This is a genomic window from Tenacibaculum sp. nBUS_03 (assembly GCF_051201695.1).
In the GTDB taxonomy this organism is placed as follows: Bacteria; Bacteroidota; Bacteroidia; order Flavobacteriales; family Flavobacteriaceae; genus Polaribacter.
The window spans coordinates 3,737,690-3,754,293 of sequence record NZ_CP179214.1 but is presented as its reverse complement, the minus strand read 5'-3'; the positions used below and the strand labels follow the sequence as shown (position 1 = coordinate 3,754,293).

Here is a 16,604-nt window from a genome sequence, read left to right as displayed (position 1 = left end):
CAAAATAACAGCGATCGAAAGGTTGCTGTTATTTTTATATATTTACCTAACAAACAACAACTAACCTACTATGAAAACAATCTTTAAATTATTACTACTGGTACTTTTTATTACTATAGGGTGTAAAAAAACAACAGACAAAGAAATTATTGAAAAGCCTAAAGAAGATACGTATGTTGAAGATAACTACACTAAAAAAGAAGTAAAAATTACGATGAGAGATGGTGTAAAACTACATACCACTATTTACTCACCAAAAAATACAACTCAAAAATATCCGATTCTGTTTCAACGAACCCCATATAGTTGTAGACCTTATGGCAAAGATAAGTTTAGACCCCAAATTGGGCCAAACTTAAACTTAATGAAAGAGGGAAATATTATTGTTTACCAAGATGTTCGTGGACGATGGATGAGTGAAGGTGTATATGATAATATGCGTGCTTTTATCCCTAATAAAAGTGATAAACAAACAGATGAAACTACAGATACTTACGACACAATTGATTGGTTAGTAAAAAACGTAGAGAACAATAATGGAAAAGTAGGTACTTGGGGAATCTCTTACCCTGGTCACTACTCAACAGTTTCAACTATTAATGCCCATCCTGCTTTAAAAGCTGCTTCACCACAAGCTTGTATCGGTGATTTCTTTTTTGATGATTTTCATCACAACGGTGCCTTTTTATTGAGTTATTTTAAGGTCATTCCTTTATTCGGTACCTATAAAGATCAACCAACGGATTCTGCTTGGTACTCGTTTCCTAACATGAAAACTCAAGATCAATATCAATTTTTCTTAGACAAAGGTCCTTTAAAAAATTTAAACGAATATTTTCAATATGAACAATTAGATGTTAAAGCAACTAAGAACAAAAATCGTATTGATGATTTTTTCTGGAAGGAAATTGTAGAACATCCTAATTATGATTCTGTATGGCAAAGCAAGGGAATTATTCAACACTTAAATAAAGTTCCATCAACTGTAGCAACTATGACTGTTGGAGGCTGGTTTGATGCTGAAGATTTATATGGCCCTTTAGAAACCTACAAAAACATAGAAAAAAATCAACCAAATAATTACAACACACTTGTTTTTGGTCCATGGGATCATGGAGGATGGTCAAGAAACAAAGTACCTAATAAAGTAGGTAACTATTATTTCGGCGATTCAATTTCATTAAAATTCCAAAAAGATGTAGAAACAAAGTTTTTTAATCATTTCTTAAAAGGTGATGGTTCAAAAAACTCAGGATTACCAGAAGCTTACGTATTTGATACAGGAAAAAAAACATGGAAATCATACGATGTTTGGCCTCCCAAAAATGCACACAAAGAAACTTTTTACTTATCAGAAAATCAAGAATTAACAACTTCTAAAAAAGGAAATTCTAAAATCAATTTTATTAGTGACATTAAACGACCTGTTCCTTATTCTGAAGATATAAAGACTGTTTTTACTCCTCGTAAATACATGACTGATGATCAAAGATTTGCTGCTAGAAGACCAGATGTTTTAGTATTTGAAACTAATGTTTTAAGCGAAGACTTTACGCTTTCTGGTGATATATTAGCCAAATTAAATGTTGCCACTACAGGAACAGCTGCCGATTGGATTGTAAAGGTTATAGATGTTCATCCTTCTGATTTAAAGAATGATAACAAGGATATGCAAACACATTTAAAATTAAGTAACTATCACCTTATGGTGCGTAGTGAAATTATGCGTGGTCGTTTTAGAAACAGTTTTTCTAAGCCTGAGCCTTTTACACCCAATAAAAAAACTGCAGTAAATATTAAATTACAAGATGTTTTTCATACGTTTAAAAAAGGCCATAAACTACAAATTCAAGTGCAAAGTACTTGGTTTCCTTTAATTGATTTAAATCCTCAAACCTACGTAGAGAATATTTATAAAGCAGATAAAAAAGATTTTAAAACACAAACACATACTGTTTTTACAGATTCTAGCATAGAATTTTCTGTTCTAAAATAATAGCGATAAAAATGAAAAAACTAGTTTTAATATTAATTATAGCATTTACTATAAATATCAATGCTCAAGAAAAAGCAAAACCAATATTCAAAAATGGCGAAGCTCAAGTTGTTAAAGCTTTTAACTCTCCTGATAAATGGTTGCGACATGACCTATGGGTAGAAACAGAGTTTGATACTGATGGAGATGGAAAATTAGACAGAATGCATGTCTCTGTAACGAGGCCTCATCAAACAGAAAAACAAGGATTAAAACTCCCAGTAATTTATGTTTCTAGCCCTTATTTCGCAGGAGTAGCGCCAGAAGTTGATGGTGCTTTTTGGAATGTGAAACATGAACTTGGAGAAAAAACAGAAAGACCTGTACACCCAGAAGTAGTTAGAACAGGAAAAAGACCAATTATTTCTAATTCTCATATTCGAAAATGGGTACCTAGAGGATATATTGTTGTTCATTCATCGTCTCCAGGAACAGGTTTGTCTCAAGGCGCTCCTACTCTTGGAGGTGACAATGAATCTCTTGCACCAAAAGCTGTTATAGATTGGTTATGTGGACGAATCAAAGGGTATACAACTCCTTACGGTGATGAAACTGTTACTGCTTTTTGGTCTACAGGAAAAGTAGGTATGACAGGGACTTCTTACAACGGAACAATCCCTTTAGCAGCAGCAACAACTGGCGTTAAAGGTTTAGAAGCAATTATACCTATTGCACCTAACACTTCATACTATCACTATTACAGATCTAATGGTTTAGTTCGCTCTCCTGGAGGTTATTTAGGAGAAGATATTGATGTTTTATATGATTTTATTCATAGTGGAGATGAAGCTAAGAGACCATACAACAATAAAACAGTTAGGGATACTGAAATGTTAAATAACATGGATAGGGTTACTGGAGATTACAATGATTTTTGGGCAAGCCGTGATTATTTAAATGACATGAAGCCTATGAAAGCGGCTCTATTAATGTCGCATGGTTTTAATGATTGGAACGTAATGCCTGAACATAGTTACAGGATTTATAAAAAAGCAAAAGAAATGGGAATTCCTTCTCAGATTTTTTACCATCAAAATGGCCATGGAGGCCCACCTCCTATTAAAATGATGAACAGGTGGTTTACTCGTTATTTACATGGGATAAAAAATAATGTTGAAAATGATGCTAAAGCATGGATTGTTAGAGAAAATGATAATAGAAATGAACCTACCGCTTATGAAGAATATCCTAATCCTAAAGCTAAAGATGTTATTTTCTACTTAGGAGAAAACGGTTTAAAAACTGGAAAACTCAAACTAAAAGAAGAAGCTAAAAACACCATAGAAACCCTTGTTGATGATTATAATTTTTCAGGAAAAGATTTAGCAAAAGCATCTGAATCTAAAAATAGATTATTGTATGTGACCCCTATTTTAAAAGAAGACATCCATATTTCAGGAGTTCCAAGTATTACAGTAAAAATTGCCAGTAGTAAACCTGCCGCAAATTTATCTATATGGTTAGTTTCATTGCCTTGGAATGATTCTAAAAAGGCTAAAATAACCGATAATATTATTACACGTGGTTGGGCAGATTTACAAAACTATAAATCATTAAGAAAAAGTAAACCTTTAAAACCTGGGAAGTTTTATGAAATGACTTTTGATTTACAGCCTGATGATCAAATTATAAAAAGTGGGCAACAAATCGGGTTAATGATTTTTTCTAGCGATAGTCAGTTTACTCTGCTACCTAAACCTGGCACAGAGCTAACCCTAGATTTAAAAGAAACAAAACTAACATTACCAATTATTGGTGGTACAAAAAACGTTAAAAAGAGCTATTAATAAATGTATTCCTAGCTATTCCAAAACTCGTAATCTAACAAATTACGAGTTTTTATTTTAACTGTATTTCAATTAAATTATCTTCTAAACTCAAGATCTGAGTTATTTTAAACTTGTCCTCTTTTCGTGTAAAAAATAGCTCAGATCTTAGTATTTACTACTTAATAGCTTTCTTACAAAATATAAGTGTACTTTTGCAGTATTATAATACTATATGACATTTAAACAATTAGGACTAGAAGCTCCATTATTAAAAGCTCTTGAAAAACAAGGCTATACAACCCCAACTCCCATACAACAACAAGCAATACCGATTTTATTAAAAGGCACGGATTTACTTGGTGTAGCCCAAACTGGTACCGGAAAAACAGCTGCCTTTGGAATACCAATAATAAATACGCTCTCTCAATACTCACACAAACTTCAAGGAAAAAGAAAAATAAAAGCCTTAGTAGTAGCTCCTACAAGAGAGCTAGCAATACAAATAGGAGAAAGTTTTACTGCGTATAGTGAGTTTACAAACCTTAGAAATACTGTTATTTTTGGAGGTGTAAAACCTGCTCAACAAATAAAAACTTTACGTAGTGGTGTTGATATTTTAATTGCTACTCCAGGTCGTTTATTAGATTTAATGGATCTTGGACATATTACATTTCGTGATCTTAAGCATGTTGTTTTAGATGAAGCGGATCAAATGCTTGACATGGGTTTTATTCATGACATAAAAAAAATTATTGCCAAATTACCTCCTAAGCGACAATCTCTTTTCTTTTCAGCTACCATGCCACAAACTATTGCTGAATTGTCAAAAAAAATGCTTGGTAAATTTGAACGCGTTACTATTAAACCTCAACAGGCTACCGCTGAGAAAGTTGAACAAGGTGTTTATTTTGTTAGCAAAAAAAACAAGCCTAAATTACTAATTCATTTGTTAAATGAAAAACCAAGCGAATCAGTTTTAGTATTTTCTAGAACCAAGCATGGCGCTAATAAAGTTGTTACTAAACTTGGTCAAGCAGGAATTAAATCAGCTGCTATTCATGGTAACAAATCACAAATGGCACGTCAAAAAGCTTTAAAAGCATTTAAAGATGGTTCTTTAAAGGTTTTAATAGCTACAGATATTGCTGCTCGTGGTATTGATGTTGATGATTTGTCATTAGTAATTAATTACGATTTACCCAATGTACCTGAAACATATGTACATCGAATTGGTAGAACTGGTAGAGCAAACGCTAGTGGTGTTTCATTATCTTTTTGTATGACAGAAGAACGTCCTTACTTAAAGGATATAGAAAAACTGATAAAACAAAAGGTTCCAAGACTTGGTGAACATCCTTTTATGGAAGAAGATGATCATATTGAAGAAATGCATGTTAAAAAACCATCAAAACAACGGTCAAAACACAAAACTAAGCCTCGTAGAGATGAAAACGAAAATCGCCCTAACTCTTCAAGAAACAAGAACCGAAACCGAAATCGTAATAGAAACAGAAAAAAAAATAATTCTACCAAAAAAGAGTAATTATTTTAGTTATTAACACCTTTGTGTTTAATTCCATATTAAACTCCGTTTTCATAAAGGTAACAAAACGTGTTACCTAAAAGTTTCAGAAAATTATTTACAGTGTGGCAAAAATACATAAGGGTGCCCCCTATTTTACTCAGATTTAACATGAAAGGATCATCATTTTTGAATTTGGAAAAAGTTTATATCTAAAAAACTCACATTTTTTTAACTTTAGACAGGATTAAATTATAGGAAGCTAACAATAGATGGATTTATATTTTAAATTCATCTATTCTAGATTTTAAAATATTTGATATGGATGAAGTAGAGTTTATACCTTCTTTTATTGAAATATCTTTTGAAATTGAAAAATAAATAAAAATCTTAGTTGGTGGAGAATTGAATACTGGCAATTCAATTCCTTCTAATTTAAAATATGATTTTAATGGTAGAATTTATGTTTTCCATAATTAAGATATACGAAAGAAAATAAAAATATAATCTACAAATATTTCAAGAAATCTTCTCTATCTATTTCCCGAGCACCTAAGCTAGCTAAATGTTCGTTGTAAACTTGACAGTCAATTAATTTGTATCCTAAATTTTTTGCTAAATGAATAAAAGCCACTTTACTCATGTTGCTTGCTTTACTAAACATACTTTCTCCACAGAAAACACCGTTTCCTAAGTCTACACCATATAAACCTCCAACTAGCTTATTTTTATTTTGAGAAGCATCAAAATGCCATACTTCGATAGATTTTGCATACCCTTTCTTATGTAACTCAATGTAAGCTCTTTCCATATCATCAGTAATCCAAGTTCCATATTGATCATGTCGACTAATATACTTACAATTAAATACCACCTCAGCAAATACTTTATTCTCAGTAATTATAAAGTCTTTTTTGCGAAGAATTTGTTTCATTGATTTAGAAACTTTTACGTCCTCTGGAAATAGTACCATTCTTTCTTTTGGAGCATACCAAACAATAGGTTCACCTTCATTAAACCAAGGAAAGATTCCTTTTTTATAAGCGTATATTAATCGTTCAACTGATAAATCACCCCCAAAAGCTAATACACCATCTTCATTTGCTACTTCATACGGAGGAAAACTTATTTCTTCACCAATCCAAATCATTATTTAAACATCTTAAATTTCACCGCTAAAATACAACTAAACCTGTTAAATACACTAAACTTCCTACGACCATAGCTATTAATGTATAGGGCAAAATTTCTTTAGCTTTTAACTTTGTTATTCCTAATAGAGGTAATGCCCAAAAAGGTTGTAACATATTGGTTATTTGATCTCCATACGCTAATGCCATAATAGCTTTTGGTAATGGTACCCCTAATTTCAATGCACTCTCCACTACTATAGGTCCTTGCACAACCCATTGACCTCCTCCACTTGGCACAAAAACATTGACTAATCCGGCGCTAAAAAACGTAAAAATAGGCAAAGTAGTAGCTGTAGATATTGACACAAAGAAATCAGAAATTAAAGTAACCATTCCTGTACTTTTCATTATTCCCATAATACCAAAATAAAGAGGAAACTGAATCAGAATACCAGACACATCACTTATTGATTCAGATACTGCATTAGTGAATTTTTTAAAGCTTCCATGTAATAATATCCCTAAACCTAGCATAAAAAAATTGATTAGATTAGGTGTAATTTTCAAACTTTTAATGTCTTCAAAATAACGATATGCAAAAGCAATTAAAATTAGTATTCCAAAAAAATAAGCTAATAACGATGAACTATCTAATTTTTCTGCTTGCGTATTTACCTTATCTTCTTTACCCATTGTATACTCCGGTAGATTTATTATGGTAGGGGTTACTCTTTTTCCTAAAAAATAAAAAGTTGTAGTAACTGCTGTTATAACCATAAGAGAAATGAGTATATTCCACCAACTAAAAACTGTTTGTGAATAATCTATAAGATTAGGTATTTGTACTAATATTTCTTCTGAAGAAATAGACTCCATGATACTTTTTATATGTCCACTCTCATTTATCTTTATGGGTGCAGATCCAGAAATACCTCCATGCCAAACCATTAAACCAACATAGCCTGCAGCTCCAATAATTGGGTAATTTAACTTAAAATTGTTTTTTTGAGCATGCTCTGCTACTTTCCGAGCTAATAAAGCTCCAAAAATTAATCCTAAACCCCAATTAAAAAAGGCTATGAACATTGTAGAACAACTTACTATTGCCGCACTAGTAGCAGTATTGGTACAGTATTTTGTTACTTTTAAAATTAAGTTGCTTACTGGTGTACTTAAAACCAACACATGACCTAACACTAAAATTAACATCATTTGGTATGCAAAAACTAATAAACCGTTAGTCCAAATACCTTTTTCCCAAAAACTCATTATATTTAACGAATATTCAAAGGCAGATGTGTTAATTGGTTTTGTGAATATTAATGCTAAAAATATAGTTGTTAACGTTAATAAAATTGCAATTGTAAATGGAGATGGCAAATACTTTTTAAACAAATTTTCAATAACCTGAGTAATTTTCATAAAACTAAGTTTGTTTTGCTAAAATAAACAAATAGTGTAAATCAAAAATTAACTAGCTTTGCAGCATGGTAAAAGAACTACAGCTACGTGTTAATTTAATAGAAGAAAGAAAGGAAGATATTCTAAAAAAGAAAGCTTCTAGAAAATTAAGAATACCTATTACAGATATTACAGCTATAAAGGTGTTACGTAAATCTATTGATGCACGTAAAAAAGAAACTATTTTCAATTATAAAGTTGCTGTATATATCAATGAGCCTATTCCTGACACTCCTGATTATATTTTTGAATACAAAGATGTTTCTAATGCAAAAGAAGTTCATATTATCGGATTTGGACCTGCAGGGATGTATGCAGCGTTACGTTGTATTGAGTTAGGATATAAACCTATTGTTTTGGAACGTGGTAAAAATGTGCAAGATCGTCGTAGAGATTTACGTGCTATTAATCAATTCCATGAAGTTAATGAAGATTCTAATTATTGTTTCGGTGAAGGTGGGGCTGGTACTTATTCTGATGGAAAACTATATACTCGTAGCTTGAAACGCGGTGACGTACGCCGAATTTTTGAAAACTTAGTTTATCACGGAGCTACTGAACAAATTTTAATAGACGCACATCCACATATTGGAACGAATAAGCTACCTAAAATAATTCAAAATATTCGTGAAAATATTATAAAATACGGTGGTGAAATTCATTTTGAATCTCGTATTACCGATTTTGTAATTAAAAGCAATAAACTACGAGCTATACAGTTACAAAATGGTACTGAAATGACTGTAAACTCTGTAATTCTAGCCACTGGTCACTCTGCGAGAGACATTTACGAATTACTTCATAAAAAAAATATTTTACTAAAAGCAAAATCTTTTGCTATGGGGGTTCGTGTAGAACACCCACAAGAAATAATCGATCAAATTCAGTATAGCTGTACAGGCCAAAGAGATGAATTATTGCCAGCTGCGGCATATAGTTTAGTTCATCAGGTTGGTAATCGTGGTGTCTATTCCTTTTGCATGTGCCCTGGTGGATTTATAGTTCCTGCTGCAACTTCTAATGGAGAAGTAGTTGTAAACGGAATGTCTCCTTCTCGTAGAAATAATAAATTTGCCAATTCTGGAATTGTTGTTGAAATAAACATAGACAAAGATTTACCAAAATATGAAAAGCATGGGGTTTTAAAAGGGCTTCAATATCAAAAAGATTTAGAAAAATTAGCTTTTAACGCTGGTGGTAGAAGCCAAGTTGCACCAGCACAACGATTAACAGATTTTGTAGAGGGCAGATTATCATCCTCTTTAAACGAAACTTCATATCAACCAGGAATAAAATCATCTCCTATGCATTCACTTCTTCCAAAGTTAATTGGAGGAAAATTACGCAAAGGTTTTGCAGGTTTTGGTAAAAAAATGCATGGATACTATACAGCTGAAGCAAATATCATTGGGGTTGAATCACGTACCTCATCTCCTGTTAACATTCCTCGAAAAGAAAACTTAGAACACCCAGAAATTGAAGGGTTATTTCCTTGTGGTGAAGGTGGTGGATATGCTGGTGGTATTATTTCTGCAGCCATGGATGGAGAGCGTTGTGCCGAAGCAGCAATAGCCCGTTTATAATTAACAAGATTTCTTTGATTTATCTGTAATTACCTTGTACTTTTGCAACTTATAAAAACTGAGTTCGTTGTTTACATCATGAGCAAAAAAAAAAATAAAAAGAAAATAGATAAACCACATTATAAGCGATTACATAATTATTATAATCGTACTGGTTTTTATATGTTTATATGGGAGAGCTTAAAAAAGGCTTTTTTCCCCATAGTTGGTGTTGTTATTGCTTTGGTATTATTTAATAAATATGTTTATAATATTAATGATGGTTTACAAACCATGACTGAAACCTTTTCAAGAGTTGGAGTACTAATTACTTTTTTTATCTCTGAGACAATTTTAGGATTAATTCCTCCAGAAATTTTTATTGCTTGGTCTAAGAAAACGGCAAATCCTGTTTTAAATCTTTCTATTTTAGCAGCATTGTCTTATTCTGGTGGATTGGCTGCTTACTTTATAGGAAGAGCTTCTTTAAAAATTAATTCCGTAAGAAATTATTTAGAAGTAAAAATGGCTAAAAACTTAAAAAATACTAGTAAGTGGGGCGGGTTCTTAATTTTAGTTGGAGCCTTATTACCTTTGCCTTTTGCTATTAGTTGTTTAACTGCTGGTATGATTAAATACCCTTTTAAAAATGTAGTACTTGTTGGGTTATTTCGTTTTTTACGTTTTGCAATATATGCTTGGGCTATTTTTAGCATGGTTAACTAATAAAAAAATATAAATACTTTATGGGTGGATTATCTAACAATGACGTTTTTAAAAAATTACGTGTAGCACATAAATTACGTGATACCGATATCATTGAAATTTGTGCTTTAGTTGACTTTAAGGTTTCAAAAGGAGAACTTGGTGCCTTTTTTAGAAGTGAAGACCACCCTAAATATATGGAGTGTGGCGATCAAATATTACGAAATTTTTTAAATGGTCTTATTATACATTTAAGAGGTCCAATGCCTCCAAAAAAGAAATAAATAAATCACTTTTTTATAAAAATAAAACCTTCTAGAATATTCTAGAAGGCTTGTTTTCCCCTTAAAATTCCTCTCTCAGATTAGTAACTGAGTGATGATACTACAAAGGTAATCATGTTTTTTTATTTTAAAAACAGTTTCTCGTTAAAAAAAATGTAATTTTCATAAATTCTGTTTAATTCATTAACAAATAATTACATTTTTGTCATTATTTTCTTAATTTTTTTAACAAAGTTAATAGTTTACTAAAATTGATACAACTAAACTTTTTAATAATCTCTGAATAACTCATTACCCCAAAAAAAAATATTTAAATCTTTATATTGGAATAAAAAATTTTAAAATCAATTATTTTTTTGATTACATAAAAAGCAACAATAATAATGCATCGTATTCATTTATAACAAATTAGTCGCACCTACTATAAATGCTATAGAACGTAACATACCATAAAAAATACTTATACACTATAAGTTCTTTTTATTAAGATTAAATAGGGGGTTCTCTTTTTAAGTTGTTTAAAAATGTAAGCGAACTTTATATTTTACTACTCAGTAAAATCATAAATACATAATAATTAATTTTTAAAAAATTTATAATGATTTTAGAGTCCCTATTAAACTGTAAAAAATTAGATGATAAATTAATTCAATACCAAGCTGTCAGAAAAAAATATGACCCTGGTGATCTAATATTATTAAAAGACGTTCCTATTAACAGTTCAGCTATTGTTATAAAAGGAATTTTAAAAGCCCATTTAGACCAAGATAACAACTCCTTGCTACTGTATCACATTTGCCCCAAAAAAAACCCTTTTATTGCATTAATGAATATGACAAAAACATTTGGTTCTCCAATATCTATAACTGCGATTGAAGAAAGTACATTGCTCTGGATTCCAAATGAAAAGTTAGCAAAATGGCAAACTGAATGTTTGTCTTTTAAAAAAGCCGTTATTAACTCTAGCGAACATAACATTAGCACTATGTTTTCAAGAGTTAAAGAACTATTAAACAAAACCTTAGAAAACAGACTATTTCACTACCTTGAAAATAAATCTAGAATATATAAAAAAAAAGAAATTCGTATTTCAAGATCAGAAATATCTTTAGATTTAAAAGTCCCTCTTTCCTCTATATCTAGAGCTATTAAACGCTTAGAAAATCAACATAGAATTATTGGAAAACCTAGATCTATTCAATTAATTATTTAACCCAACTGCATAAAAACTTACTACACATAAAACAGAGCTTTATTTAAAGCTTACAAAACCTACTACCTTTTTATCATTAATTAAATTTTAAAAGCAAACAGAAATAACCAAACTAAATATATGCTCAAAAATTTACCATTCACAAAAGAGGTAATTAATCTATTTGAAAATCATGGAGAAATACTACATTATAAAAAAGGAGACTTATTACAAAACTGTTATAAATTTAATAACGGAGTTTGTATTTTATTATCAGGCATCGTCAAAATATCTATAAACATTCGCAATAAAAGAACACTCTTATATTATATAGAAAGTAATAATTCACAAATTATGAATTATACAAATTCTCCAAACGTTCCTACTGATGAAATATGCAGTATTGTTTTAGAAAACACTATTATTGTAAGAGTTCCCAATGGCTTGTTTTTAGAGTGGACAAATACCCATACAGAACTCGGTGATTTTATGGTTAGCTCGTTTCAATACCATTATTTATCAATTATAAATAAAATGGAAGAAATCAGTAACCATTCATTAGAAAGTAATTTATTAAACTATTTAAAAACTAAATCAAAATTATACTGTAAAAACGAAATTAAAATTCCTTTATTAGAAATATCTGAAGACTTAAACTTTTCAAGAGAAGCTATTTCAAGAGGGTTAAAAACTTTAGAAATTAACAACAAAATTATTCGTAAAACTAGATCAATAATCTTGTTAGAAGAATAAATAACAAAGGTTTCTAACAATATAAAGACCTATGAACATATGTTCATAGGTCTTTATATTGTTAGAAATAGCTTTTTTTTAAAAAGGTAAATCGTCTGGTTCGTTATCGGATAAATCTGGTGCTGGAGCAAACTGATCAGCTGGAGGTACATTTTGCGGTGCAGCTTGTGCTAAATTTTCAATTCTCCATCCTTGAACAGAATTGAAATATTTTGCTTCTCCTTGTGGGTTAATCCACTCTCTACCTCTTAAATTAATAGATACCTTAACATCTTGTCCAACTTGATAGCTGTTTAACAAATCGCATTTATCTTGAATAAACTCAATCAAAATCATTTGTGGATACTGCTCATCAGTAGTGACTACCATATCACGCTTTCTAAAACCATTACTTCCAAAGGTTTGCGTTTCGTTAATTAATTTAATTTTACCAATTACTTCCATTACTGTTTATTTAATTAAAAGTACTTTCCAAGCACTCTCTGCTTCATTATTATCTAAATACTCTTGTGCAAAAATATGTTTTTTTTCTTCAGATACCCCTACTAATTGTGGATGTTCTTTAGCAAAGTTATTAACATCCTCCATTGTTGGTAACTGTTCTACATTACCTAGCATCCCTAAATTATTTCCAGTTAACACTGTACTATTTCTTATTTCATCAGGTATTTTATCAACTCCAATTCCTAATGTTGCTATTGGTTTTGGTATTTCAAAGAAACCGTCTTTGGCTCTTGTATAGTAATTACCACCGGCTCTAGCCACTAAATCAATTTTATGCTGATCAATACCTCCATTTTCATCTAAGACATTTTCTTGAATATGTAATTTAACAACTTCACAAACTATTAAATTACCTGCCCCTCCTTCACTTCCAGTATAAATTATATCTTTTACTTTACACTCAAACTGTACAGGAGATTCTGCAACTCTAAACGGCTTTACCTCGTCTGAAGGCAACATTGTTAGTCCTGATTTTTCAAACTCATTAACACCTTTAGGATACATGGTACTACTCAAAGACATTTGCTGAACAATATCATAATTTACAATATTAATAACTACTTCCTTGGTAGCCTCTGCATTATCTAATGTGTGCTTAGTTTTATTTGCTCTTACACTTCTAGCGGGTGAGAAAATCATAATTGGAGGATTTGCTCCAAAAACATTAAAAAAACTAAATGGTGATAAATTTGGATTTCCATCTTCATCTATTGTACTTGCAAAGGCTATTGGTCTAGGAGCAATGGCTCCTAATAAATAACCATGAAGTTTAGCTGTTGGTATATCTTTAGGATTTATGGTCAACATTATTTAATTTATTTTTAAGTGTAAATATACTACAGATTTATATATCTTGTTATAGTAAAGAATAGTTTATATTTGATATATGAGTCTTTTTCAAAATACCTTTTGGTTAAAACGTATTGTTGTTATAATTTCTATTGTAATTGTTTCCTTAATTTTATGGAATACTTATATATTCTTTCAAAAATTTAAAGAAGAAGAGCGTGCTAAAATGAAACTTTTTGCCAGTGCTATGAAAGAATTTGGCAACAATCCAAACTTAGACGATGAATTTAATGTTGAAGGCCAAGTTATTGAAAATACTAAAAGCATCCCTTCTATACTTCTAAACGAAGATGGCAGTATTAGTCTTCACCATAATTTAGATAGTTTAAAATCACTGAATCCTAAATATCTACAAAAACAACTTCAAATCATGAGAGATCAAAATGATCCTATTGAAATAAGTTATAAAAACACAAAGAAACAATACGTATATTATAGAAATTCTGATTTATTATATAAATTAAAATACTACCCCCTAGCCTTACTATTAATTCTAGGTTTATTTTTAACTATCATATATATGGGGTTTAAATCTAGTAAAGTAGCTGAACAAAATAAACTTTGGACAGGAATGGCTAAAGAAACTGCTCATCAAATTGGCACCCCCTTATCATCATTATTAGGGTGGATTACCATTTTACGTGCAGAAAATATTGACCAAATGTATGTTAATGAAATAGAAAAAGATGTAGACCGCTTAAGTATTATTGCAAATCGTTTTTCTAAAATTGGTTCTCTACCTGAACTAAAACAACACAATATTGTTTCTATTACAAAAACTGTATTTAATTACCTAGAATCTCGCAGTTCTAAGCATATTTCATTTTCCTTTAATACATCTGAAGAAATAATTAACACTCAAATAAATACTGAATTATTTGGATGGGTTATTGAAAACCTTATTAAAAATGCTATTGATGCAATGCAAGGTAAAGGTACTTTTGACCTATTTATAAAAAATACTTCAAAAAAAGTTAAGATTACAATTTCAGATTCAGGAAAAGGAATACATAAATCACAATTCGAACAAATATTTAAACCTGGATTCACCACTAAAAAACGTGGATGGGGACTGGGATTGTCTCTTTCTAAAAGAATAATTGAAGATTATCATAAAGGAAAAATTTTTGTACAAAAATCAGAAATAGGAAAAGGAACAACATTCCAAATTTTATTAAACAAATTTTAATTTACTCTTTATGTTCTTTTCTTTTGAAAAACCCTAAATAGTTTATATGATAAAACCTACGATAATATTAATGGTTATAACTATTATAACCATTTGATGATAATCGTATTGTAAAGACAACCATGATACCTCATTAAATCAATCTATTTTAAACTATTTTTTTATCATTTAAAGTTTTTTGCTATTTCTTTAGCCAAAGAAATAAACTCATCATTTGTTAATTTTACTTTTTGGATGAACTGCATATCTGACATTGTATTAATTGGTATTAAATGTACATGTACATGAGGAACCTCTAAACCAATAACACTCATTCCAATTCGTTTACAAGAAATTGTTTTTTCTAGTGCTTTTGCTACCCTGTAAGAAAAAGACATTAAACTAGAGTACTCATCTTTCGATAAATCAAAAATCTTATTCTCTTCTTTTTTTGGCACTACTAAAGCATGTCCCTTCGCGTTAGGATTAATATCTAAGAAAGCAATGAAATTTTCATTCTCAGCAATTTTATATGATGGAATTTCTCCAGTAATTATTTTTGTAAAGATACTTGACATTATTTTAATTTTTAGTAAAAATAAAAAAAGCGTTACTTCCGTAACGCTTTTAACTAGTATATTTTTTTATTACCTTGAGATTTCTAATACTTCAAATTTCATAATACCATTTGGCACTTTAATTTCAGCTATTTCTCCAACGGTTTTACCTAACAACCCTTTTCCTATAGGAGAGTTTACAGATAATTTACCGTTTCTAACATCAGTTTCAGAATCAGCTACTAAAGTATAGGTAAACTCCATTCCATTAGCTGAATTCTTTATTTTAACAACTGAATGAATTAAAACCTTAGATGTATCTAACTGACTTTCATCAATAATACGGGCACTGGCTACAACATTTTTTAGTTTTGCTATCTTGAACTCTAATAATGATTGCTCTTCTTTAGCAGCATGATACTCCGCATTTTCACTTAAATCTCCTTTATCTCTAGCATCAGCTATTTCTTGTGTAACACGTGGTCTTTCTACTTGCTCTAATTGAGCTAACTCTTTTTTTAATTTTTTTAGCCCTTCTTCTGTATAATATGATACATTACTCATAACTTCAATAAATTTAAAAAATCTCACGCCTAACGGAATGAGATTATATTACAAATGTACAAAATTTTCGTAAATTCGTTACGTTATATTTCATATACATAAAAAACATGAAAAAATTACCTATACTACTACTTTTAATACTCTTAACAAACTGCAGTAGTACTCCATCTATAAATAGCTGTTTTAGAAATACAATAGCTCCTATAACAGTATTTTTAAATAATCCTCAATTAAATGGTTTATTAACCCCAAATGGAACAGCTGCCATAAGCGGAGGTATCAATGGTATTGTATTGTTTAATAAAGGAACTGGTGGATCTTTTACTCCTTATATAGCTATTGATAGACAATGTCCGAATAAAGATTGTACTACTCCAATGACTATAAATTCACCCGTATTAGAATGCCCTTGTGATGGTAGCAAATACAGTATGTTAAACGGTAGTCTAATAAAGGGTACAAATAATTGTGAAGGTGGCGCTAGAATTTATACTGTAACCCAAAATGGAAGTAGTTTACAAATAAGTAATTAATTTAAACGTACTA

At 30.4% G+C, this 16,604-nt stretch carries 16 protein-coding genes; 10 read left to right on the top strand and 6 right to left on the bottom strand.

Annotation, left to right across the window (positions count from 1 at the left end; all coding sequences use genetic code 11):
• Positions 1-70: 70 nt before the first annotated feature.
• From ACMFBB_RS17155 to ACMFBB_RS17145, 3 genes are all read left to right on the top strand, one after another.
• Positions 71-1,996 carry a CocE/NonD family hydrolase gene (locus ACMFBB_RS17155; protein ID WP_435261959.1) on the top strand — a complete coding sequence of 642 codons (1,926 nt, stop codon included), beginning with the start codon at positions 71-73 and terminating at the stop codon, positions 1,994-1,996.
• Between the two features lie 11 nt (positions 1,997-2,007).
• Positions 2,008-3,822 carry a Xaa-Pro dipeptidyl-peptidase gene (locus tag ACMFBB_RS17150; RefSeq protein ID WP_435261958.1) on the top strand — a complete coding sequence of 605 codons (1,815 nt, stop codon included), beginning with the start codon at positions 2,008-2,010 and terminating at the stop codon, positions 3,820-3,822.
• 214 nt (positions 3,823-4,036) lie between these two features.
• Positions 4,037-5,347 carry a DEAD/DEAH box helicase gene (locus ACMFBB_RS17145; RefSeq protein ID WP_435261957.1) on the top strand — a complete coding sequence of 437 codons (1,311 nt, stop codon included), beginning with the start codon at positions 4,037-4,039 and terminating at the stop codon, positions 5,345-5,347.
• Between the two features lie 487 nt (positions 5,348-5,834).
• Here ACMFBB_RS17145 and aat read toward each other — a convergent pair whose 3' ends face one another.
• Positions 5,835-6,476 (bottom strand): leucyl/phenylalanyl-tRNA--protein transferase, encoded by a 642-nt coding sequence (aat, locus tag ACMFBB_RS17140; protein WP_435261956.1) that lies wholly within the window; start codon positions 6,474-6,476, stop codon positions 5,835-5,837.
• A gap of 25 nt (positions 6,477-6,501) precedes the next feature.
• A complete protein-coding gene (locus tag ACMFBB_RS17135) occupies positions 6,502-7,881 on the bottom strand; it encodes a short-chain fatty acid transporter (RefSeq protein WP_435261955.1) in 1,380 nt (459 codons plus the stop codon).
• 65 nt (positions 7,882-7,946) lie between these two features.
• Between ACMFBB_RS17135 and ACMFBB_RS17130 the strand changes: the two genes are divergently transcribed.
• The 5 genes from ACMFBB_RS17130 to ACMFBB_RS17110 all read left to right on the top strand — a co-directional run bounded on the left by ACMFBB_RS17130 (position 7,947) and on the right by ACMFBB_RS17110 (position 12,416).
• Positions 7,947-9,503, top strand: a complete 1,557-nt coding sequence (locus ACMFBB_RS17130) for an NAD(P)/FAD-dependent oxidoreductase (RefSeq protein ID WP_435261954.1) — start codon at positions 7,947-7,949, stop codon at positions 9,501-9,503.
• A gap of 78 nt (positions 9,504-9,581) precedes the next feature.
• A complete protein-coding gene (locus tag ACMFBB_RS17125; protein ID WP_435261953.1) occupies positions 9,582-10,208 on the top strand; it encodes a YqaA family protein in 627 nt (208 codons plus the stop codon).
• Between the two features lie 20 nt (positions 10,209-10,228).
• A complete protein-coding gene (locus ACMFBB_RS17120; RefSeq protein ID WP_435261952.1) occupies positions 10,229-10,471 on the top strand; it encodes a DUF1456 family protein in 243 nt (80 codons plus the stop codon).
• Between the two features lie 598 nt (positions 10,472-11,069).
• Positions 11,070-11,684: a Crp/Fnr family transcriptional regulator gene (locus tag ACMFBB_RS17115; RefSeq protein ID WP_435261951.1), complete on the top strand. Its 615-nt coding sequence runs from the start codon at positions 11,070-11,072 to the stop codon at positions 11,682-11,684.
• A gap of 120 nt (positions 11,685-11,804) precedes the next feature.
• Positions 11,805-12,416: a Crp/Fnr family transcriptional regulator gene (locus ACMFBB_RS17110; RefSeq protein WP_435261950.1), complete on the top strand. Its 612-nt coding sequence runs from the start codon at positions 11,805-11,807 to the stop codon at positions 12,414-12,416.
• A 78-nt stretch (positions 12,417-12,494) separates the two neighbouring features.
• On the opposite strand, the gene ACMFBB_RS17105 is transcribed toward ACMFBB_RS17110, so the two are convergent.
• Both ACMFBB_RS17105 and ACMFBB_RS17100 read right to left on the bottom strand, forming a co-directional pair.
• Entirely contained in the window at positions 12,495-12,860 is a 366-nt protein-coding gene (locus ACMFBB_RS17105) for a DUF3127 domain-containing protein (RefSeq protein ID WP_435261949.1), read from the bottom strand.
• Positions 12,861-12,866: 6 nt separating this feature from the next.
• Positions 12,867-13,727: a flavin reductase family protein gene (locus ACMFBB_RS17100; RefSeq protein WP_435261948.1), complete on the bottom strand. Its 861-nt coding sequence runs from the start codon at positions 13,725-13,727 to the stop codon at positions 12,867-12,869.
• Between the two features lie 79 nt (positions 13,728-13,806).
• On the opposite strand from ACMFBB_RS17100, the gene ACMFBB_RS17095 reads away from it, so the two are divergent.
• On the top strand, positions 13,807-14,958 hold the full coding sequence (locus ACMFBB_RS17095) for an ATP-binding protein (protein WP_435261947.1): 1,152 nt from the start codon (positions 13,807-13,809) through the stop codon (positions 14,956-14,958).
• A gap of 164 nt (positions 14,959-15,122) precedes the next feature.
• Here the strand turns inward: ACMFBB_RS17095 and ACMFBB_RS17090 are convergent, their stop codons facing one another.
• A complete protein-coding gene (locus ACMFBB_RS17090) occupies positions 15,123-15,515 on the bottom strand; it encodes an HIT family protein (RefSeq protein WP_435261946.1) in 393 nt (130 codons plus the stop codon).
• Positions 15,516-15,584: 69 nt separating this feature from the next.
• Positions 15,585-16,058 carry a transcription elongation factor GreA gene (greA, locus tag ACMFBB_RS17085; protein ID WP_435261945.1) on the bottom strand — a complete coding sequence of 158 codons (474 nt, stop codon included), beginning with the start codon at positions 16,056-16,058 and terminating at the stop codon, positions 15,585-15,587.
• Positions 16,059-16,165: 107 nt separating this feature from the next.
• Between greA and ACMFBB_RS17080 the strand changes: the two genes are divergently transcribed.
• Positions 16,166-16,591, top strand: a complete 426-nt coding sequence (locus ACMFBB_RS17080; protein WP_435261944.1) for a hypothetical protein — start codon at positions 16,166-16,168, stop codon at positions 16,589-16,591.
• Positions 16,592-16,604 lie beyond the last annotated feature (13 nt).